A 20,781-nucleotide genomic window follows, 5' to 3' on the forward strand; every position below is an offset into this window, starting at 1 on the left:
GCACCGTCGGTCGATGCGGCGGGTCGTGCGTACAAGGGCAAGATCTGGCAGCCGCGGCCGGTCGTGAAAGAAGCGGCAGTGCCGTCGCAGGGCGGGTTGGCGACGAAGCGTTCTACACCGCAGAGTTTGCCCGGGTATAACGCCCCGGCTCCGACCTGGCCGTCGGCCGCGACCGCGACAGTGGATCTGGCTCCCGCAGCGGCTCCGCTGAAGCCGTTGGCCGCCGGGGCGGCGTCGGATGCCACTGCGGGCTTGGCGGCGATCGCCGGTATGCCGGTGAGTATCGCAGCGCCCAGCGATGGCGCGGATGTGCTGCGCGCGGCAAAGGCGCCTGGCGCGCCGGCGCAGTCGGTGCCGGCGCCGAAGGTGACGGTGAGCGTCGCGGCGCATGATGCGGCGCAGCAGGCGGGCGTGGCAGGCGTGATCGTCACCGCGGTCCGGGCCGACGGCACCACGGCCGGCACCCCGGCGACGGTCGCGGTGGACTATTCCGGCTTCGCCACTGCGTTCGGTGGCGATTTCGCCGACCGGATGGCGTTGGTGGCGTTGCCCGCGTGTTCGGTGACGACGCCGAGCGATCCGGCGTGTCGCAAGCAGACCCCGGTGTCGTTCACGAACGATCGGCAGCATCACAAGCTGGTGGCGACGGTGAGCGTCCCGGCGGCTGCTTCGGCGGCGCCGTTGGTGCTGGCGGCCAGCTCGACTCCGTCGGGGATGAACGGTTCTTACTCGGCCACGTCGTTGAAGCCGTCGGACACGTGGACCAGCGGCGGCAACGAGGGTTCGTTCAACTACACCTACCCGATCGCGACCCCCGCCTCGCTCGGCGGCGCGGCTCCGTCGGTGGCGTTGTCGTACAACTCGGCGAACGTCGATGGTCGGACGTCGGCGTCGAACGGGCAGGGTTCGTGGGTCGGTGATGGCTGGGACTACAACTCGGGCTTCATCGAGCGTTCCTACAAGCCGTGTTCCAAGGCTGGCTTCCCGACTTCCGGTGACGAGTGCTGGGGCATACCGAACGCGACGGTGTCTCTGGCCGGTCACAGCGGCGAGCTGGTCCATGACGATGCCACGGGTGTCTGGCGCATCTCCGGTGATGACGGCACGCGGGTGGAGCAGCTCAGCGGCGCGACCAACGGCAACGCCGGTGACGGTGGTACGTACTGGCGTCTGACCACGACTGATGGCACGCAGTACTACTTCGGTGCGAACCGGCTGCCTGGTGGTACGAACAGCGGTACCGAGCCGGTGACGTATTCGGCTTGGGGCGCTCCGGTGTTCGGTACCGGCAGTCCGGCGGGTTCGAAGTGTGCGGATCCCACGACGGCAGTGGCCACTGACTGCCGGACCGGGTGGCGCTGGAACCTCGACTTTGTGATCGACCCGCATCACAACTTGACGCGCTACACCTATGCGCGCGAGGAGAACTTCTATCTGCGTGGCGCGGCCAACAGTCCGACCGAGTATCAGGCTGGCGGTTTCCTGCGGCAGATCGACTACGGCTGGCGCACCGATGACTACTACAACTCCACGATTCACCCGGCTGCCACTGTGGTGTTCAACCCGGTGGCGCGGTGCATCAGCGACACCAGCCAGGCCGGGCATGACAGCCGCTGCCCGACGGGTGTGGTCCCTGTTTCCAGTGGCATCGCGCAGACTGGGATCACCGCCGCGAACGCTCCGTCGTTCGTGGACACTCCCTGGGACTTGTCCTGCACCTCGGCCGGGACGAAGGACGGTACGGCTGGTGGCACGAAGTGCACTGACCTGTGGCCGTCGTTCTACAACACTGAGCGCCTGGACTCGGTGACCTCGAACGTGTGGACCGGATCCGCTTACCGTCCGGTGGACAAGTTCACGTTGATGCATCAGTTCAACGCGGTGCCGGATCCCTCCACCTCCGGGAATCAACCGACGTTGTGGCTGGCCGGGATCAAGCACAGCGGTTGGGTGGTGAACCAGGACGGCACCACCACCCAGGCCGATGATCCGACGGTCTACACCTACGGCCAGTTCCTGCCGAACCGGGCCGCGACCCACTCGTTCAACGCCAGCAACAACGCCTCGGACTACAACCGTCTGCGGATGGACGCGATCACCGACACCACCGGGTCCGAGGTCGACGTGTCGTATGCCGATCCCAGCACGTTGTGCCCGGGTTCTACCGCGCCGACGATTACCGCGAACTCAACTCTCTGTTATCCGGAGTATTGGAGTTTGCCTGGCAGTACGTCGTCGACTCCGACGTTGGACTGGTTCAACAAGTACACCGTGACCTCGGTGACCCGGTACGACGACACACTGTTGGCGCCGATGCGGCAGGTGAACTACAGCTATCTCGGTACTCCGGTGTGGCACACCAACGACTCGGAGCAGGCTGACGCCCAGCATCGGACGTTCGATCAGTTCCGCGGTTATGCGCAGGTGCAGGCGATCGCGGGTGGCGAGGTCGATGGCAGCAACACCAAGACGGTGGCCACGTACTTCCGTGGTATGGATCAGGACGGTAACGCCACCTATCCCTTCCAGGATGCCAACAAGCACGTGTGGGTCGTCGACGGCCACGGCGACGTCTTCGCCCCCGGCGTCCCCGGGCTGCGAGACGACAACTCGCTGGCGGGACAGGTGTTGGAGACGCAGACCTACGCCTCGGCCACGAGTAGTGACGTCGTTTCCGACGTGGTGAATATCCCGGTGGATCCGACCAGTTCGGGTCCGGCCCATGTGGTGAACCTGCCATCCGGTGGTCCGGACCCGGGGAACATGGTGACCGCCGCGCACGATCGTGGCTCGGGTTTGCCGATGCAGCGTGCGCACTTCGCCCACACCGCTAAGACGGTGACCTACCAGAAGGTGAGCACCGGTACTCGTCGCAGCGAAATTGATTACGACTACGACAACACTCTGCCGAACCCCGCCACCAATACTCCCGGCGGCAACGGCCGGTTGTTGATGACCGACGACAAGGGCGATGGCACGGTTCAAGAGCTGTGTACGACCACCGGATACGCGTTGCAGACCTCGAACACGCAGCGCACCAGTGTTCCGTGGGAGAGCACGAAGGCGCTTGGCCCGTGTACCTACAACGTGACTCTGACCAGCGCCAATCTGATCTCTGACTCCATCACGCTATACGACGGCTCCCCGAACAACGGCGAGCTGCCGGGGGCTGGGGATCCGACGACGGTCAAGACGGCCAAGGGGATCACGCTCACCAATCCGGTTACCAACACCTACACCGAGTCTTGGGCCGTGACGAGCGCCGTTTTCGACGGCACCTACGGTCGCATTACCTCGGCCACCGATGCTGATCAGCACACCACCCACACCGATTACGCCCCGACCGGCGGTGCCCTGCCGACCGGTTACAAGGTCACCGATCCGATGGGTTGGGCGAGCACGACCACCTTGGATCAGGGTCGTGGTATCCCGGAGACGTCCACCGACATGAACGGGCATCTCACTACTGAGATGTTCGACGGCATGGGGCGGTTGAAGGGGGTGTGGAAGCCGGACCGCCCGTGGGCGTCGAACAAGACCTCGCCGAACATGCGGTTCACGTATCTGACCAACGGTACGACTCCGCATCTGGCGACCCCGTCGCAGCCGGCGCAGCCCAACGGGTACGCCGAGACCGAGACGCTGCTGGAGGACGGCAGCTATGCGGCCACCTTCGGCATCATCGACGGGTTCGGCGAGGTGGTGCAGACGCAGTCGCCGGCTCTGGACGAGTCGCACGGCCGGATGATCGTCAACACCCGGTACGACACGCTCGGCCGAGTCATGGAGACCAACCAGCCTTACTTCGATCAGGGCGCGACGACGCCGACCGGGGTGTGGGCTTCCTGGAGTGACAACCTGCCCGCGCAGACGGTCACGACGTTCGATGGCATGTCCCGTCCGGTCACCGTCACCCAGAAGCACAACGGTTCGACCATCTCGGGCATGGTGACCACCACCTCCTACCCGGGGCTGGACCGCACCGATGTGGTCGGCCCGGCGGGTAATGGCACCGGAACCTCCTCGGCGACCTCGACGTTCACCGACGTCCGCGGCCGTACTACGGCGCTGTGGACGTACAAGAACAGTCCGCCGACCCCGACCGGCAATTCCGGTGACGCCGACGTCACCAGCTACGGGCTCACCTATAACCCGGGCGGCAACGTGGGCGCCACGACGACGGTCACCGACGCCGCCACCCCGACCCACAATGTCTGGACCACCACGGTGTCGGACCTGCTGGGGCACCAGGTGACCAAGAGCGACCCGGATACCGGTCTGAGCACGACCTACGCCGACGACGCCGGCTTGCTGCTGGCGACTGCCGACGGGCGTGGGCATGTGCTGGGATACACGTACGACGCGATGAACCGCAAGACCGGTGAGTACGACGGCGGCACCACGGCCGACCGCTCGCCGACTGCGGTGGGCAACGCGGGTGTGCAGGCGACCGGCAACAGCGCGGCGCAGCTGGCCGGGTGGACGTTCGACCCGGCCGGGAACAAGGGCCAGGCCGACTCCACGATCCGCTACTCCGGAGGCAACGCCTACAAGCAGCAGATCACTGGCTACGACGCCGATTACCGGCCGTTGGGCAACAGGACCATCATTCCGGCCAGTGAAGGTGCGCTGGCGGGGACGTATCAGAGCAACAACTACTACACCTCGATGACTGGGGAGCTGTCCTACTACGACACCCCGGCCGTTCCGAACGCGGGTATCGCCGCGGAGACGATCTACAACTCCTACAACCGGTTCGGGTTGCTGTTGTTCACCGGCGGCAACGCTGATTACCTCGTGAGCACCATCTACGACCGTGACGGCAAGACTCTGTCCCGGACGCTGGGCGATTACCCCTATCAGATCGTGCAGCAGAACCTGTATGACGCCGGTACTGGCCGGGTGACGAACACCTTCGTCGATACCACGGCCGGTCAGAGCACGGTCAACCCGACGCAGCTGAACACCTACAGCGTTGACGAAGTCTCCTACACCTATGACGCGGCAGGCCAGCTGACCTCTACCGCGGACCTCCAGAACTGGTCGGTGTCGGGATCCTACAATCCTGGTCCGGCGCAGCGGGACATCCAGTGCTACACCTACGACTACGCCAGTCGTCTGACCAATGCCTGGTCCGATTCCGGTGACCAGTCGCCGTCGGCGACCACCAACCCGAACAGCCCTACCACCGCCACCGGCGCCCTGGGCTCCTGCGCGTCGTCGAGGACCAACAACCCGCCGACCGATGCCAGCTCCACCACACAGATCGGCGGCCCGGCCCGGTACTGGCAGTCCTACACCTACAGCGGTGCCGATGCCCAAAGCGGCAACCGGACCAGCGTCACTGACCACGACCCGGCGGGCGTCACCGCCAATAGCGTCACCCGCACCTCCAGCTACGCCGCACCCGGCACCGTCAACACCGGCGGCGCCACCAACCCCGGCACCGGACCACACCTGCTGAGCCAGATCACCAAAACCGGCGGGGCCACCGACAACTACTCCTACGACGGCGCCGGCAACAGCACCCTGCGACCCAACGGCACCGCCGTGGGCCAGCAGCTCACCTGGGATGCCGAAGGCCGCCTCAAGCACGTCGACAACAACAACGGCACGACGGTGGACTACCTCTACGACGCCGACGGCAACCAGCTGATTCGGCGCGACATCGGTGGCACCACCGCAGGCACATCTCTGTACGTGGGCACCACCGAAATCCACCTGGCCGGTGCGAACACCGTCACTGCGAACCGCTACTACAACTACCCCGGTGCACCGGGCATCGTGGTCGCCAGCAACGGCGCCATCACCTACCAGGTCAACAACAGCCAAGGCACCGGCGGCACCACCGTCAACGCCGCCACCGGCAAAATCATCGCCCGCCGCTACACCAAGCCCTTCGGCGACAGTCGCGGCACAGCGGTCAACCAAACCACCACACCCGCCTGGGTCGACGACCACACCTTCCTCGGCAAAACCACCGACGCCTCGACCGCACTCGTCGACATCGGCGCCCGCAAATACGACCCCACCACCGGCCGCTTCATCTCCGCCGACCCGGTGTTCCAGCCGTCCAGTCCGCAGGGCATCGGCGGCTACAGCTATTCCGGCAATGACCCCGTCAACCTCATCGACGCGAGCGGCCTGCGCGCGATCGATCCCTCGGACTCGGCCAACTCGATGAAGGCGCCGGCTCCGGAACCGGCTCCGGCCCCGGCTCCGTGTAGTGGTCTGTCGGGCTATGCCAAGCGGGAGTGCGCGAGCGACATCGATCGCAGCTCCTCGCACGTCATCACGATGGTGCAGATCAGTCCGCACTTCAGCGTGGCGGGGGACAACCCGAACCTCGGGGTCCTCGAGTCCTTGTACGTGAAGCAGTTCGACCACGGATTCGGCATCTATTCGCAGCTCGTACCGCCGCTGGACAGCGGGCTGGCGACGCCGCCGGACGCCGTGGTCGGCTACGGCAAGGAGCTGGTGGCGTGGGCCGGCGTCTGCAATGCCGCGCCGAACGCCTGCGGGCCCGATTTCACCAAGACGGTGAACACGCTGGAGGGCACGCTCCTCAAGTCGATCGGGAACGCACAGAACGGCTTCATGTGCCAGCTGATCGGGGATTGCGACTGGAGCGGTGTCAGCAATGCGATGACGGCCGTGTTCCGTCGGATGATCAAGGATCCTGAAACAGGAAAGCCCGCGCTGGGTAACACTGGAAGGTACCTCGGCTATCGAGACTCCGACTTCAAGGATATGAACCCGGACGGAACCATCGACACCTCCAAGGTCCAGGGCACGTCGACGCGTACCGACGGGAAGTACCTGCCACAGCAGATGCGAGATCCGGAATGGTCGCTGGACGTCAGCAAGCTGCCGCCGAACCTTCAGGTCCGGGTCGATCCCTCGGATCCCGGCCACCCGATGATCGGGCCGGCGGACGACGTCCTGATGACCGGTCCGGAATTCGATGACGCGATCAAGGGAACCGCGAGCCTCTGGGAAGAGGTGGGTACTATTGCGGAAGACATTGTTGCTGAGTAAGTAGCCTGCGGTCCTCGGTTCGTTCCCGTGAAATGAGGAAGGTCCACCATGAATGGCGAGTCGCTGATTTCTGGTACCAGACATGTTCTCTTGGATGTCGATCGAGAAATCGTGATGAGCGCTCAGGGCGGTGGGCCTTCCTCTCTGGGGGACTGGGGAGCCGTGGTCGCGGCTGCTGTTAAGGAGACCCGTTTCAGGACTGTGCTCACGGACGCGACTCCGGTTGCGTGGAAGGGTTCGGCCTCATCGCGGCCCGGCTGGTCGCTCACCGGTCTGGGCTTCTACGAGTCGGACTCTCCCGAGTCGTTTGCCAACGCGCTCGGGAAAGCCCTCGCTGAGGCAGGCGTGCGTCCGGAGAACTGTCTCATCGTCACCAGGCGCGACGCGATGGCACGGATCGCTGCCGAGCAGGGTGTGGCGGTCGCGTTCCTGGCGGGTCTTGAGCAGGCGTCCGCTTCTTATGCCCTACAGCTGGAAAGCGGCGGGCTTCAGCTTCTCGCGGAGCAGCTCAGTCGCTATTACGAGCCGAAGAGTATTGATACCCACGCCGAGATCGGTGCGAATCTGAGCACGCTGCTCGCGAACTGGAGGGAGATCGACGAGGCGGCGCTGGGGCTCGGGCTTGTGCTCGGGGTCTTCGAGTCGTCGGACATCTCCAAGGCGCAAAGCGTGATGTCGTCGTCGAATCCGACCAGCCTGATGCTGCTCGACATGATCTCCACTCTCGCCGAGGCGGGCTTCATCGATCTCGATGAGCACGGGACCGTGGCCAAGTGGCGCCGGAGAGACTCCGCAGTCTGATTCAGTCGGGCCCGGTCGGAGGCTGACACGGGGCGCGTCCGCCGACCGGCTACGTGGTCGTGCGGATCGCCCCGCAGTTCGGGACCGTGGCCAGTCCGGACCCGGTGAACGCCGAGGTGGCCACGGTGCCGCAGATGAAGCCGGTGGCGCGGCCCTGGCCGAGGAGCGGTACCAGGTTCGGGGGCACCAGCGGCGTGGTGGTGCTGCCGGCGTTGCGGAACACTACATACAGGATGTTGATATACGAGCCCGGGAACGTCGCCGTGTTCAGGGTGTGGGTGGCGGTGATCGGCGCGACGCCGTCGATCTGGCGGGCGGTCAGGGGGCCGGCGTTGCCGGCGCAGCCGCTGACGGTCTGGCAGATGTAGTGGCTGGCGGAGTAGGGGAAGATCAGGTCCTTGTACTGGGCGCTGGTCCCGGCCGTGAACACCGGCTGGCTGCCCTGGTCCTCCTCGATCTGCTGGTCGTTGAACAGGCCGTCGATGCCGCAGGCGCCCATGGCGCTGATGCCCAGGCCGGCGAGCCAGCGGGTGCGGGTCTCGGAGCCGGCGATCCAGGGCAGGACGGGGACGACGAGGTCGGGGCTGGTGCCGTGCTCGAGGGTCAGGTCGCGCCAGGCGACGGCGCCGGTGTGCTGGAAGTCGCCGGCGGGCAGCCGGGTGGCGTCGCAGGAGAAGATGGCGCGGAGCTCGGCGTCGGTGAGGTTGGCCACCGCGTTGCCGTCGGACGGCGCGGCCCAGGTGACCAGGTCCCGGCCGAACTGGAGGGCTGCCAGGCCTCTGCCGTCGTCGGCGGTGACGTCGCGGGTGGACAGGGCCAGGTCGACGCAATAGGCGCCGCTGGCGGTCCGGCGCGGGGTCTCCAGCTGGGCGATGGCGGCGGTGGAGCCGAAGGGGCGCGAATAGGTGCAGTTGGGGTCCCTCTTCACCGGGATCGTATCGTACTGGCCGATCGGCCCGATGGAGTCCCAGTTGTAGTACTTGGGGCCGGTCGGTGCGGTGGCGTTGTAGAGCACTGAAAGGCGGTCACCGAAGTTCTGGGTGGCGACAGAGCTTATCGAGACGTTGTCGGTCGGTGCGGCCTGTACCCCGACCGGCGGGTCGGCCTGGGCGGCGCCGACGCCGGTCAGCAGGAGGGCGGCTGCTGCTGCCGCACAGGCCAGGGGGCGGATCTTGAACATGGGATACCTGCCTTGGTCGCGACACGGCCGGGCTCGACGCCCGTGAGCTTCCCCTCGGCGGGCGAATTCGGGCACTGATGTTTATGGCCTGGGTGCGACCGGGGCGACACGGGCGGGGGAGGAGCGGAACGCGTGCACAGCGAATCGGCGGGGAGGAGCCCAGGGTCAGGGTTTCCCGGTCGACGCGGACCAGGCGGTCTTGCAAGGGGCGCACGATGTCGTCGGCGGCGTCCTGGAGGGCGAACAGGTCGCAGTGGTGGTCGAAGCTGTAGAGGCGAGAGCATGGCCATCGAGGACGGCTGGGTCCTGGCCGAACACGCCCGTCGCCGCCAGGCCGCCGACGGGTCCGTCGACTGGGCCGGCACCCTCGCCGCCTACAACGCGGTCCGCCCGGAGCACTGCCGGCGCGTCGTCACGACGTCCCGCGCCTGGGGCCGGCTGTGGCACCACGACCGGATCGAGCGGGAGCCTGAGATGTTCGTACCGGTGCCGCTCGGTTCGGTGGAGCTCGACCCGGCAGTCATCGGGGCCTGAGATACCCGGCCGTGATTAGGGGAAACGCCTCGTCTCCACGATCTGGAGACGGTAGTTTCGCCAATCGCGTTCCGCCCCCGGGGCTCGTTCGTACTCTGACTGCGTGGAAAGCGATCCGCGTCATGAGTTCGGCGTCAGGCTGCGCCGGCTGAGAGCGGCCAAGGGCTGGTCGCTGGCTGCGTTGGCGCGGCGCTCGAACGTGTCGAAGCCGCACCTGAGCAGTCTGGAGCGCGGGTCGCGCAGGCCCTCGCCGACGGTGGCGCAGGCGGTCGACGCGGCGTTGGGCGCGGACGGGGCGCTCGCGGCGCTTGTTGCCGACGGCCGCCATGACCACGACCATCACTGTTGCGACCAAACCCGGTGCGACCAACACCTCCACGACCGCCGCCGCGAGCCCGCGCTCGCCGCGGACGAGGCGGAGCTGCACCTGGAGCTCTACCGTCGCCTGTTCGCCGACCTGCGGGCCCTGGGCCAGACCGGCTCCTCCGACCTGCTGCTTCCCTCCCTGCGCGCCGGGGCGACGACCCTGGCGTCGGCTGCGGCCCGCTGCGACGGCCAGGTCGCCAACGACCTGTGGCTGCTCGCCGCGCGCTACGCCGAATACGCAGGCTGGATGGCTCAGGAACGCGGCGCGGACGCGGCGTCGGCCGCGTGGACCGAGGACGCCGCACGCTGGGCCACCAACGCCGGCGACGCGGACATGGTCGGCTACGCATGGGAACGTCGCGCGCTGCTGGCGCTCTACCGTGGCGACGCCGCCGAGACCGTCGCCCTGGCGCGGCGGGCCGGGGCCGAGCCGAAGGTGTCGGCCCGAGTGCGAGCACTGGCCGCCAGGCGCGAGGCGCAGGGGCACGCGCGGGCGGGTGACTACGACGCCTGCTATCGCGCGCTCGCGCAGGCCGAGCTCTTGTTCGCCGACGCGCCCGCGCCCTTCCCGGCCGGGGCGTCCTGGGGACCGAATTCGATCCCTGACGATTCACGGCTGGTCGAAGGCTGGTGCCTGGCCGATCTGGGCCGCCCGGCGCGCGCCGCCGAGCTGCTGGCCGCCGAGGTGGCGCGCGTCCCGGCCGGCTGCCCGAACACGCGGACGCGGTTCGTGGTCCGCCGGGCGCTCGCCCTGGCCCGGGCGGAGGCCGTGGGGGAGGCCTGCGCGGTGCTCGCGGAGGCGGTGCCGGCGGTGGCCCGCGCCGATTCCGCGACGATCCGTTCCGACGTGCGCGAGGTGGCCTCGACGCTCGGCCGGTACCGCCGTCAGCCCGCGGTGCGCGCCCTGCTGCCCGATCTCGAAGCAGTACTCCGAGGGCGCTGACGAACGCGCCGAACGTCTCTGGTGGGGGGAAGAAGCAGATGCCGAACGTGTTCATCAGCTATCGCAAGGTCGACACGCCGTGGACCCCGGACCTGGTCTACCTGTATTTGAAGGGCCGGTTCGGCGCCGAGCAGGTCTTCAAGTCCGGCCAGTCGATCCAGGCCGGGGAGGACTTCGCCGACCGGCTCGTGGTGCAGGCCGCGACCAGCGACATCATGCTGGTGCTGATCGGTCCGGGCTGGCTGGCCGCGCCCGCGCCGGACGGCAGCCGCAAGATCGACGCGGCGGACGACTGGGTCCGCCGCGAGATCGCGACGGCCCTGCACAACCGGCGGCACGTCGTCCCGCTGCTGCTCGGCGACGACGTGATGCTGCCGGGCGCGGACGAGCTCCCGGCCGACATCGCGCAGCTGGCGCGGTCGCAGTTCGTGCGGCTGTATCGCAGTAGCGCCGATTTCGGACTGAACAAGATCGCGGAACGGCTGCTGGAACTGGTGCCGGGGCTGGCGCCGGACGAGGCTCCGGGGTCGGTGGGCGATCCGGCGGCGACGCCTGCGGGTTCGGGGCTGGGTTCGGGGCCGGGTCCCGGTACGGGTCCGGTGGACATCCGGGGCGGCAAGGGCCCGACGACCACGATCGTCGGCGGCTCGGGGGAGCTGTCGGCGGCCACCGGCAAGCACGCGATCGCCGTGACCACCGGCGACGGCGGTGTCGTGAACATCGTCAACCGGGCCCGCAGGTTCGCGGCCGCGCATCCGTTGATCGCCACGCTGGTGGTGGTTGGCACGCTGAGCGGGACGACGTTCGGGACGTATCAGATCGCCGCGGCGTCGCAGGGGCCGTCGACGGGGGCGGGGTTGTCGCAGCCCTCGAACCTCAACGGGGCGGGACGGACCTCGGGCGGAACCTCCGGCGCCTCGGGGCCGGCCTCGGCCACCGGTCCGGCGCAGCCGACGGCGGCGGGCGACCCGACACCGGTGCCGTGCCCGAGCCTGGACCAGATGACGCAGGCCACCGGGCTGCCGATCGACGCCATCGCTGATCGGCAGTCGCCGCCCACGTTCTGCAGCTACGTCCATCTCGATCAGCGCAAGAACCCTGAGTACGTCGTCAACATCTATCAGCCGCCGGGGCATCTGGGCGCCGCGGGCAACTGGACATTGGCCCAGTACCGCGCCGAGTTGGACCACGGCGACCTCACCGAGCAGCCGGCGCTGGGCAACGGCGCGTTCAGCGGGCTCCAACCCGGGACCGCGTGCATGGTGTGGTTCGTGCCTCCGGGCCACCAGCTCGTCGTCGAGGCCCAGACCATCGAGTATCTCGCCGACCAGCGCACCGACGTGTGCACCCCCGCCGTCCATGCGGCGGCGCTGGTGGCGGGGGTGCTGCCACCGATCTGACGGCGGCGGGAGGCGGGTCGGCCCTACAGGTCCGCCTCCATCGCCGCGAGCTCCTCGGGCGTGCCGTAGCTGATCGGGCCGCGGTACGTCCGGCGGGCCGTCACGAACCACCAGACCGTCGCGATCAGCAGCACCACGGCCAGGGCGACCGGGGCGTAGTTGAACGACTTGAGCGTGATCGGGCTCGACTGCGGCAGCAGGAACAGGATGCTGCTCAGCGCGATCCACACGACCGCGACCGTCGCCACCGGCCGGCTCCAGCGGCCCAGGCTCCACGGCCCGGGGGTGAAGTCGTCGCCGCGGCGCAGGCGCAGGAAGATCGGCACGCCGTAGGAGCCGAACAGGCCGATGACGTTGACCGAGACGATGGCCTGGAAGGCGACGGTGTTCCACAGCGACGGCACGCCGAGCAGGAAGGCGCCGGTCGCGGCGAACCAGACCGACTTCACGGGCGTGTGCGTGCGCTTGCTGACCGAGCGCCACAGCTGGCCGCCGGGGATCGCGCCGTCGCGGGAGAAGGCGAAGATCTGGCGCGAGTTGGAGGTCATGTTGGCCAGGCCGCAGAAGAAGATCGCGCCGCAGATCACCAGCAGGAAGATCTTGGCGGTGGTGTGGCCCAGGGCGTCGACGAAGATCTCCGCGGCCGGGACGTTGGCCTTGGACTCCTTGTCGTACTGGGTCATGGAGTAGGTCAGGGCCAGGATCAGCACCAGGCCGGCGGCCCAGGAGAAGACGATCGCGCGGACGATGCCCTTGGGCGCCGAGACCGCCGCGTGGGTGGTCTCCTCGGACATGTGCGCCGAGGCGTCGAAGCCGGTGAAGGTCCAGCTGGTGAACAGCAGGCCGATCATGCCCGCGTACAGGCCGGACTTGAAGCCGGTGCCGTTGACGAAGTGGGTGAAGGCGTAGCTCGTCGTGGTGTGGTGGGACGGGAACACGATCAGGTAGAAGGTGATCACCAGGCCGCCGGCCAGCAGCCAGGCGACGCTGATCTTGTTCAGCAGGGCCACCAGGCCGACGGTGTAGGTGTTCAGCAGCGCGTGGACGAGCAGGATGCCGCCGTAGATGGCCAGGATGCCCTTGGCGTCGGGATGGAAGCTCGGCCACTGGAGCGTGGCCAGCGCCACGGCGAAGTTCGCCAGCGCGAAGTCGGTGGCCGCGGTGCCGCCGATCTGGCCGATGAAGTTCAGCCAGCCGGTGAACCAGCTCCAGCCCGCGTTGTGGCGCTTGGCCAGCTTCGCCGACCAGTAGTACAGGGCCGCCGAGGTCGGGAAGCCCGAGGTGATCTCGGCCATCGCCGCGCCGACGAACAGGACCAGCAGGCCGACGCCGAGCCAGCCGAACACCATGATGCGCGGGCCGCCGGAGACCATGGCGAAGCTCAGCGCGGTCATCACGCCGGAGATGAAGTTGATGATCGTCGCGGAGATGGCGAAGTTGCCGAACGCGTTGACGCGGCGGGCGAGCTGGCGGGGGTAGCCGAGTTCGCGCAGGGTCTGGTCGTCGTCGGGCAGTGCTGACGTACCGCCGCGGCGGCTCGTCGAGGTGGCGGAGGTGGCCATCTGCCGTTCCTCTCTGGGGAAGGGGTGAGGGGCAAGGGGTGAGGGGTGCTGGGTGTTGGGCTGAGGCGTGCTGGGCCGAGGAGTGCGGGGTGCTGGGCGAGGAGTGCTGAGCGAGGGAGTGTGCGGGGCTGTGTCAGGGGCCGGACATGCAGCGCTCCCAGGCCGTGACGAACACCGCCTCCGGATCCCCGTGCAGCGACCAGGGCGTGGTCAGCGCGTAGGGGCCGATGGCGCCGAACACTTTGCGGGCTGGCTCCCAGTGCGATCCGGCCCACAGCGCGTGGGCCAGCAGGTGCAGATCCGGCAGCAGCGCGCCGCGTCCGCCGGTCGGCGCGAACCAGCGGGTATAGCAGCGTTCTGTCTCCTGCTGCGCGTAGGCCGTCGACCAGTTCCGGTACGTGAGCAGGATCTTGTTCGGCTTCTCGCCGCCGAGCTGCTGGCGGAACGCCTCGATGAAGGCGACCAGTTGCAGCACCGACAGCGCCGACCCGGCCGGGGCCCGGCTGGTCACCCACAGCGCCACGCCGGCCACCGCCGATACCGAGCCGCCACTCTTGGGGCCGACCGCGGCGAGCAGCCGATGGTGCGCCTCGCGGTTCCACGGATCGCGCTGCCAGAGCTGGGCCATCGTCCGCCACGGGCCGTCCACCGCCAGGCCGACGGGACCCGGCACGTTCTCCGGCGCGGCCGGCGCCAGGTGCAGCAGCGCGACCCAGGGCAGGGGGTCGCCGGGGAACCGCTCGGCGGCCTCCAGGCACTGGGCCCGGGCCAGCTCGATCAGACCGCCGGCCCTCGGATGCCGGACGCGATGCGCTTGCAGGGCCCTGATGACGTTCGCGCGCATCCGCAGCAAAGCGGCCTCCGCGCTGCCCGGCTCCTCGGCCAGCCACGCGGTGTCCACGCCGGTGGCCGCCGCGACCTGCGCCAGGACCAGGTAGCGGTAGTCCCGGAGATCCTCGCTCGCGCTGCGCACGTCCTCCTCGGCGCTGTGCGCGTCCCCGTCGGCGCCGCGGTCTGCCAACAGCTCCGCGGCCAACGCGTACCGGCCCGCGCGCAACTCCTGAGTGGTGGTCGCCAGCCGCCGGTCCCCGCCCGCGGGATCCCACACCAGCTTCGGCCGACCCTCACCAGGTCCTTTTCGCTTCACCACGGACGCGGCGCTCCCGCCTGCGGGGTGGTAGGGGGAATCATTCCAGCCGTCCCCACGTGGGGCATGCCCAACCGCTTCCCGCAGCCGCCATGGCGCGCGCCGGGAAGGGAGGGCGGATCGTGCGGTGTCTGCACACCGGCCGCCACCGCCTTTTGGAGTCTGTTGTCAGGGCCCGAACCGAACGCGGATTACCCAAGCGGAAAGCCGGCTCCCACGGGAAGCGCAGGAATCGCGCGCAAAACATGCACGAACCAGGCGACAAGGCCTCTGACGAATCAGTATGCTGGCGAAAATCTTACTGTCCGCATATCACCGATCGCACTCCGGCAACACGCAAATGGTGGAGCATTGATGCCTAAATCCAGGAATTCCACTACCCGCCGCCCCGCCCTGGCCCACGCCCGCGAAGCAGCCGGCTACACCCAGGAAACCTTCGCCGCCCGCGCCGGAGTAGAGGTCTCCACCGTCGTCCGCTGGGAAAGCGGAACCACCACCCCACTACCAGGAAAACGCCCCCGCATCGCGCGAGTCCTGGGCGTAGGACTGCATGAGCTGGAACAACTGCTGATGACGGGACGCGCAGGCGGCGCGGCAGCACGAGCTGGGAGGGGCGCCGGTACGGCGCGCGGCGCGGAGCCGGACGACGCGCTGCTGGCGGCGCTGGCGGGGATGCGGGAGGAGATCACGCGGTTGGTGGCCGAGTACGAGGTGCGGCCGGGGATGGGGTTGGTGGTTCGGGCGGCGGGGGTGTTGGCGCGGGTGGAGGAATTGAGGAGTTCTGAGGTTGGGGGGAGGGGTGGAGGGGGGAGTGGGGTGGTTTTTGGTGGTGGTGATGGCGGAGGCGGCGGGGCGGTTGTGAGTGGCGGCTTTGGTGGTGGCGGGGGTGGAGCGGGCGGCAGTGGCGGCGTGGTTGGCGGTGGCGATAGTGCTGCGGCTAGTGGTGGTCTTGGCGGTCGCGGTGGTGGTGCTGGCGACACTGTCGGTGCCGGTGCTGGCGCCAATGGCAGCATCGGTGCTGGCGGTGGGGCGGCTGCGAGTGGCGGCTTTGGCACTGGCGGCGGCACTGGCGGCGGCGTTGGTGGCGGTTCTGGTGTCGGCTTTGGAGTTGTTGCGGGTGCTGGTGGCGCCGGCATAGTTGGCGGTGCTGGTGTCGGTGCTGCCGGTGCCGATTCTCGTGTTGGCGGAGTCGTCGGCGGCGCTCGCGGTTTTGGTTTCGGCGGCGGCGGTGTCGGGGCGGCTGCCTCTGCTACCGCTTCGGGGACCCGCGTGGATGGCGAGGATCGTTCGTTCCGGACCGTGATGCCTGCGCGGTGGCGTCGTGATCTGGACATTGTTGAAGCCGAGGCGGCTCTGCTTGTCGGGCGGTTGTTGTGGGATTCTGCTGGGCGGCGTGATCCGGTGGCGGCTGAGGAGCTCTTTGATCGTGCTGCTCGTCGTGCTGCGCAGGCTGGGGATTCGGTGCTGCAAGCATCGGCTGTTCTGCGTGCGGCGTTCCTTGGCCTCTATGGCGGTGATCCGCGGGCCGGCATTCGTCGTTGTGTGCAGGCCGCTTTCATTGCCGCGCCGGTCAGTCATGCGTTGTTCGCCCTGGCCCGCCTTCATGCCGCTGAGGGGCATGCGATGCTCGGTCACGTTGGCGAGTGCGAGCGTGCGCTTGCGGCGGCGCGGGGTGCGATGGCGCTGATCGATGCGGATGATCCCGCGTCGGGTGCGTGTCCGGCGCGGACTTACCGGCGGTTGGCTGGTGCCGCGCAGCTGGCGCTTGGGCGGTATGCCGAGGCGCGCGTTGAGCTGGGTGCGGCTGCGGCTGCTCATGAGCCCGGGCGGGTGCTCGCGCTGCTGTGCGGTCAGCTGACGCTCGCGTGTCTCGGGGAGGGTGATGTCGACGCGGCGTTGCGGTATCTGTGGTCGGCGATCGAGCTCGTCGAGCTCACCGGGTCGCTCGGGGCGCTCGCTGTCGCGTCCCGGGCGACGCGGGAGTTGGTCGCCGTTTCCAGTGGTGCGGCTCGGGGTGGGGCTTTGCAGGCTGTCGATCGGTTGTTGGCGGTGTCGGCTGCGGGCTGATGGTGGGAGTAAGGGGTCTGGTTCACCGCGACGCGGGTTTGTGGAAGAACCCTGCGACGGAGAGGCGGGAGGACTGGCCGGCGTTGACGTCCACGCGGGTGAGCAGATGCAGCGCCGTCGGCGAGATGAACACCAGCCGGTTCGGCTTGGGGAAGATGGTCAGTGCGAAGCCCGGGTCGAAGGCGCGTACGCTCTCGGCGGCGTCGTCCAGGAACGGCGGCCACAGCTCGTCGACGCCACGTGCCTGCGTGCGCCGGTCCAGCACCATCAGCTGGCCGCCCCAGTGCAGGCGCCAGTCGGGGTGGGCGAAGTACGTGAAGGCCCCGGTGTAGAGGTTGCCGTCCTGGTGCAGCGACAGCCCGGAGCCGGGCGGATAGATCCACGGCGCGAGGGACAAGCGGTCCCAGCCCGGCGGCGTTCCGATGATGTCCTCGACCTCACCGGCATGGCCGGTGATCCAGTCGGTGAGGTCGTCGATCGGCGTCCCGGTCGGATAGGCGGGCGCCTCGCTCGCCGCGACGTCCGGGGCGTGGTACCAGAACGCCCGGGAGGTCAGCGGGTTGCCGTCGTGGAGGCGCCAGACCTTGCGCCACTCGGACGCGTGCACCGACGTGTAGCTCATGGCATTGAGATGCCGGAGCAACGCCTGGAAGCGGTCGGCGGGGAGGACGTCGTCATAGACGGCGACGTCCTCGTTCCGGAAAGACGCCTCGGTCACTGTGCGCCTCCCGAATCCGGCACCGCGGCGATCCGCCCGGTGAGGATCGTGGCTTCCGCAGCATCGGCGGTGTCGAGCCGATACCCGTACGGCGACTCGAACAGCAGCAGGCTTCGCGCGGGGACCTGGAGCGGAGTCGCGCTGTCGTACAGGAACGTGACGTCGACGGGCTGGTCGATCGTGTGGACGAACTCGACGGTGCCCGCCGCGGTGGGGGACGCGTAGAGCGTGGTCCGGCCGACATGCACCTGGATGCCGGACACATCCGCGCTGCGAGCCGCGGGGCCGACCGCGCCCGCGACGCCTTGGGCGAGCCGGTCGAGCAGTCCGGACAGGTGGGCGCGGGTGGCGAGGGTCGACGACTGGAGGGCTGTGACGAGCGGGGCCTGGTCCTCGGCCGCCTTCTTGATCTTCACCCAGATGTCGCCGATGAGGATGCGGCCGGGGTCGGGACCCGGGTCGGGACCGGGGCCGGGGCCGGAGCCAGGGCCGGGACTCGGGCCGGGCTCGGGTTGTGGCGCAGGTTCGGGCCCTGGCTCCGGCTCGGGTTCAGGCCTGGGGCCTGGTTCGGGGAACGGCATGGGCTCGGGCCTGGGGTCGGGGAACGGTCCCGGCAGCGGCATGGGCTCCGGCCTGGGTTCGGGCGATGGTGACGGCGTCGGCATGGGGCTGGGTTCGGGCCGAGGTTCGGGCTCCGGCCTGGGCTCGGGAGATGGCGACGGCTCCGGAGAGGGTGACGGCCCAGGTGCTGGCCCCGGTGACGGAACTGGCGCCGGCGACGGAGCCGGCGATGGCGCTGGCGCCGGCACTGGCCCAGGTCCCGGCTCCGGCGCCGGCTGTGGTTCCGGCTCGGGTCGCGGCTCAGGCGTCGGCTGCGGCCCGGGCTCCGGCCGTGGTCCCGGCTCCGGCCCTGGACTCGGATGTGGCCCAGGTCCCGGCCCCGGCCCGTCCGGCCCAGGCCCCGGCACAGGCCCAGGAGCCGGCATCGGCATCGGCGCCGGCCCGGGCCCAGGCCCCGGCTCCGGCGGCGTGAAACTCGTCTCGAACTCCGGCGCGTCGGTGGCCACCGAATACGTCCCCGTCTTCAGCGCCCCGAGCGGGATCGGCACCGTCGACGTCAGCTCGACCTGGTACGAGCCCGGCGGCACGGTCCAGGTGAACTGGCGTACAGCGCCGTCCGCCGCCACCGTCTGCTGCGGCTGGATCACCTTGCTCGGATGGTCGACATCCACCACCCGCATCCGCACGTCGCCCGGCGGATCCGGCTTCGCCGAGATCGACAGCCGCAGCATGATCTGCGGGCTGCCCGCCACTGTAACGCGCCGCGTCTTGGCCGAGTCGTGGAAGGCGTACTGCCGCGTGCCCGTCAGGTCGGTGAAGTTGCCAGGCATGCCGCCTCCGCCCGTAGTCGATTTCGTATACGACACTGGGCCTACCCCCGCGCACCGCCTTCACCCCACCGTCTTCACCCCCGACCCACGCCCCTTACGCCCGTTCAGCCCCGTCCCTCGGCGCCCCGAATCCCGTCAAGCAGCCTGTCGACGTGCACCTCCGCCTCCGACGGCTTCAAGTGCTCGTGCCCGAGCAGCAGCCGGTACCAGAACACGCCGAAGATGACGTCGACAGCGTGATCGATGTCGGTCGTCGCGGCGAGTTCTCCGCGCGCGACAGCACGAGCGAACATGGCCCGCACCACCGCGCGCCGCTGCCCGGTCCACTCCTGGAAAAGCGGCGCGAAGGATGCGTCCAGCTGCGCCTCCGCCATCAGACCCTGGAGCGTCCGGACCCGCAGCGGGTACTTGCCGACCCGATACAGCTCCCTGACGAACCCGACCAGGTCCCCGCGCAGCGAGCCCGTGTCCGGCTCGGGCATCCGCGCGGCCACCACGTGGGCGTAGGCGTCCATAGCCAGCACGCCCTTCGACTTCCACCAGCGGTAGATCGTGCTCTTGGCGACGTCGGCGCGCGTCGCGATGCCCTCCATCGTCAGGCTCGCGTAGCCGACCTCCTCCAGCAGTTCGGCGGTCGCGTCGAGGATCGCGGTGTGGGCGTCCGCGTTGCGGACCCGTCCGCCGGTGCGACGGGGCCGCGCGGCGGGCTGCGCCGACTTGGGGGCCGACTTGGGGGCCGACTCGGGGGCCGACTCGGGGGCCGGCTCGGGGGTCGGCGGGGGAGCGGTCATGGCAGACAGCTTAGGACGTTTTCGTGGCGTGACCTTTGGGTTGTTTCCATCATCCTCTCTGCGAATCGGAACTGCGCTCGGCGCCGCGTCCTGTCGGAAGCTCGCGCCAGTGTGCTACCTTCAATCGAAACGCGACGTAGTGTTTCGATTAATGATGGCCATGGACTGCCGATCGGCGTTCCGATCGAACGCCGAGATGAATACGCACATTGAGACGAAGGGGTGGAGATGTCCACGATCCTGCTAGCCCACGGTTACGCGATGGCCCCGGACCAGCACTGGTATCCCTGGCTCGGCGAAGAACTGAGCACCGCCGGCCACACCGTGGTCGTCCCCCCGCTCCCCGACGCCGCGGCCCCCGACCCGGACGCGTGGCACAAGGTGCTGCTGGCGGCCGCCGACGCCGCGCCGGCCGACACGGTCCTCGTCGGGCACAGCCTCGGCGGTGTCAGCCTTCTGCGACTGCTCCAGGAACACGACACGGAGCGGCACGGCGCCTACCGCGGCCTGGTACTGGTGGCGTCGATGGCCGGGGAGGTCGGCTACGACCAGCTCGCAGGGTTCTTCCACCCCGCGTTCGACTGGGCCAGGATCCGCGCCGCCGCGGGTACTGTGCGCGCGCTGCACGCCGCTGACGATCCGGTCACCGGTGCCGCGACGCCGCAGCACATCATGGACTTCGCCACACGGCTGGGAGCCGAGGTCATCGTCACGCCCGACGGCGGGCACTTCCCGACCGTCGGGGAGAGCCGGACGGAGTTGCGCCACGCCTTGGAGCTGGTGCGGAGCCTGGCCGAGGGACGCTCTCATGCGAGTGGCGCGGAGCGGGGTGACACTAAATGA

At 68.9% G+C, this 20,781-nt stretch carries 14 protein-coding genes and 3 pseudogenes; 10 read left to right on the plus strand and 7 right to left on the minus strand.

Annotated features, from left to right (window positions below):
• The first annotated feature begins 126 nt into the window (after window positions 1–126).
• Both ABD481_RS26480 and ABD481_RS26485 read left to right on the plus strand, forming a co-directional pair.
• Window positions 127–7,038, plus strand: a complete 6,912-nt coding sequence (locus ABD481_RS26480; RefSeq protein WP_344668468.1) for an RHS repeat domain-containing protein — start codon at window positions 127–129, stop codon at window positions 7,036–7,038.
• A 48-nt stretch (window positions 7,039–7,086) separates the two neighbouring features.
• On the plus strand, window positions 7,087–7,839 hold the full coding sequence (locus tag ABD481_RS26485; protein ID WP_344668469.1) for a hypothetical protein: 753 nt from the start codon (window positions 7,087–7,089) through the stop codon (window positions 7,837–7,839).
• A 49-nt stretch (window positions 7,840–7,888) separates the two neighbouring features.
• Here the strand turns inward: ABD481_RS26485 and ABD481_RS26490 are convergent, their stop codons facing one another.
• Together ABD481_RS26490 and ABD481_RS26495 are read right to left on the minus strand one after the other, a co-directional pair.
• The gene (locus tag ABD481_RS26490) at window positions 7,889–9,019 is read right to left on the minus strand and encodes a hypothetical protein (protein WP_344668470.1); all 1,131 of its coding nucleotides are present in this window, start codon (window positions 9,017–9,019) and stop codon (window positions 7,889–7,891) included.
• Between the two features lie 157 nt (window positions 9,020–9,176).
• Window positions 9,177–9,278, minus strand: a pseudogene (locus tag ABD481_RS26495) (4-hydroxy-2-oxovalerate aldolase); the annotation flags it as partial.
• An 11-nt stretch (window positions 9,279–9,289) separates the two neighbouring features.
• Here ABD481_RS26495 and ABD481_RS26500 point away from each other — a divergent pair.
• From ABD481_RS26500 to ABD481_RS26510, 3 genes and pseudogenes are all read left to right on the plus strand, one after another.
• A pseudogene (locus ABD481_RS26500) lies at window positions 9,290–9,553 on the plus strand (3-hydroxybenzoate 6-hydroxylase); the annotation flags it as partial.
• 103 nt (window positions 9,554–9,656) lie between these two features.
• Entirely contained in the window at window positions 9,657–10,862 is a 1,206-nt protein-coding gene (locus ABD481_RS26505) for a helix-turn-helix domain-containing protein (RefSeq protein WP_344668471.1), read from the plus strand.
• A gap of 38 nt (window positions 10,863–10,900) precedes the next feature.
• Complete coding sequence (locus ABD481_RS26510; protein ID WP_344668472.1) at window positions 10,901–12,262, plus strand: TIR domain-containing protein; 1,362 nt, start codon at window positions 10,901–10,903, stop codon at window positions 12,260–12,262.
• 23 nt (window positions 12,263–12,285) lie between these two features.
• Here the strand turns inward: ABD481_RS26510 and ABD481_RS26515 are convergent, their stop codons facing one another.
• Both ABD481_RS26515 and ABD481_RS26520 read right to left on the minus strand, forming a co-directional pair.
• Entirely contained in the window at window positions 12,286–13,824 is a 1,539-nt protein-coding gene (locus tag ABD481_RS26515; protein ID WP_344668473.1) for an amino acid permease, read from the minus strand.
• Between the two features lie 133 nt (window positions 13,825–13,957).
• On the minus strand, window positions 13,958–14,932 hold the full coding sequence (locus ABD481_RS26520; protein ID WP_344668474.1) for a hypothetical protein: 975 nt from the start codon (window positions 14,930–14,932) through the stop codon (window positions 13,958–13,960).
• 393 nt (window positions 14,933–15,325) lie between these two features.
• Here ABD481_RS26520 and ABD481_RS26525 point away from each other — a divergent pair.
• The 3 genes and pseudogenes from ABD481_RS26525 to ABD481_RS26535 all read left to right on the plus strand — a co-directional run.
• Window positions 15,326–15,526: pseudogene (locus ABD481_RS26525) on the plus strand (helix-turn-helix domain-containing protein); the annotation flags it as partial.
• A gap of 307 nt (window positions 15,527–15,833) precedes the next feature.
• Window positions 15,834–16,109, plus strand: a complete 276-nt coding sequence (locus ABD481_RS26530) for a hypothetical protein (RefSeq protein ID WP_344668529.1) — start codon at window positions 15,834–15,836, stop codon at window positions 16,107–16,109.
• 131 nt (window positions 16,110–16,240) lie between these two features.
• Window positions 16,241–17,038 (plus strand): hypothetical protein, encoded by a 798-nt coding sequence (locus ABD481_RS26535; RefSeq protein ID WP_344668530.1) that lies wholly within the window; start codon window positions 16,241–16,243, stop codon window positions 17,036–17,038.
• Between the two features lie 22 nt (window positions 17,039–17,060).
• On the opposite strand, the gene ABD481_RS26540 is transcribed toward ABD481_RS26535, so the two are convergent.
• On the minus strand, window positions 17,061–17,756 hold the full coding sequence (locus ABD481_RS26540; RefSeq protein WP_344668475.1) for a 2OG-Fe(II) oxygenase: 696 nt from the start codon (window positions 17,754–17,756) through the stop codon (window positions 17,061–17,063).
• On the minus strand, window positions 17,753–18,172 hold the full coding sequence (locus ABD481_RS26545; RefSeq protein ID WP_344668476.1) for a hypothetical protein: 420 nt from the start codon (window positions 18,170–18,172) through the stop codon (window positions 17,753–17,755). The genes ABD481_RS26540 and ABD481_RS26545 overlap by 4 nt, the downstream gene beginning before the upstream one ends.
• A gap of 296 nt (window positions 18,173–18,468) precedes the next feature.
• Between ABD481_RS26545 and ABD481_RS26550 the strand changes: the two genes are divergently transcribed.
• The gene (locus tag ABD481_RS26550) at window positions 18,469–18,789 is read left to right on the plus strand and encodes a hypothetical protein (RefSeq protein WP_344668477.1); all 321 of its coding nucleotides are present in this window, start codon (window positions 18,469–18,471) and stop codon (window positions 18,787–18,789) included.
• Between the two features lie 462 nt (window positions 18,790–19,251).
• Here ABD481_RS26550 and ABD481_RS26555 read toward each other — a convergent pair whose 3' ends face one another.
• A complete protein-coding gene (locus ABD481_RS26555) occupies window positions 19,252–19,938 on the minus strand; it encodes a TetR/AcrR family transcriptional regulator (RefSeq protein ID WP_344668478.1) in 687 nt (228 codons plus the stop codon).
• 228 nt (window positions 19,939–20,166) lie between these two features.
• Between ABD481_RS26555 and ABD481_RS26560 the strand changes: the two genes are divergently transcribed.
• Window positions 20,167–20,781, plus strand: coding sequence for an alpha/beta hydrolase (locus ABD481_RS26560; RefSeq protein WP_344668479.1), 615 nt, complete (start codon window positions 20,167–20,169; stop codon window positions 20,779–20,781).

Origin of the sequence: Catenulispora yoronensis (assembly GCF_039531695.1) — a bacterium.
Taxonomy (GTDB): Bacteria; Actinomycetota; Actinomycetes; order Streptomycetales; family Catenulisporaceae; genus Catenulispora; species Catenulispora yoronensis.

Bases quoted from the DNA above. Each gene is read 5' to 3' on its own strand.
- ABD481_RS26485 (WP_344668469.1), top strand. From the start codon at position 7,087: ATGAATGGCGAGTCGCTGATTTCTGGTACCAGACATGTTCTCTTGGAT.
- ABD481_RS26490 (WP_344668470.1), bottom strand. From the start codon at position 9,019: ATGTTCAAGATCCGCCCCCTGGCCTGTGCGGCAGCAGCAGCCGCCCTC.
- ABD481_RS26510 (WP_344668472.1), top strand. From the start codon at position 10,901: ATGCCGAACGTGTTCATCAGCTATCGCAAGGTCGACACGCCGTGGACC.
- ABD481_RS26515 (WP_344668473.1), bottom strand. From the start codon at position 13,824: ATGGCCACCTCCGCCACCTCGACGAGCCGCCGCGGCGGTACGTCAGCA.
- ABD481_RS26550 (WP_344668477.1), top strand. From the start codon at position 18,469: ATGGCGACGGCTCCGGAGAGGGTGACGGCCCAGGTGCTGGCCCCGGTG.
- ABD481_RS26555 (WP_344668478.1), bottom strand. From the start codon at position 19,938: ATGACCGCTCCCCCGCCGACCCCCGAGCCGGCCCCCGAGTCGGCCCCC.
- ABD481_RS26560 (WP_344668479.1), top strand. From the start codon at position 20,167: ATGTCCACGATCCTGCTAGCCCACGGTTACGCGATGGCCCCGGACCAG.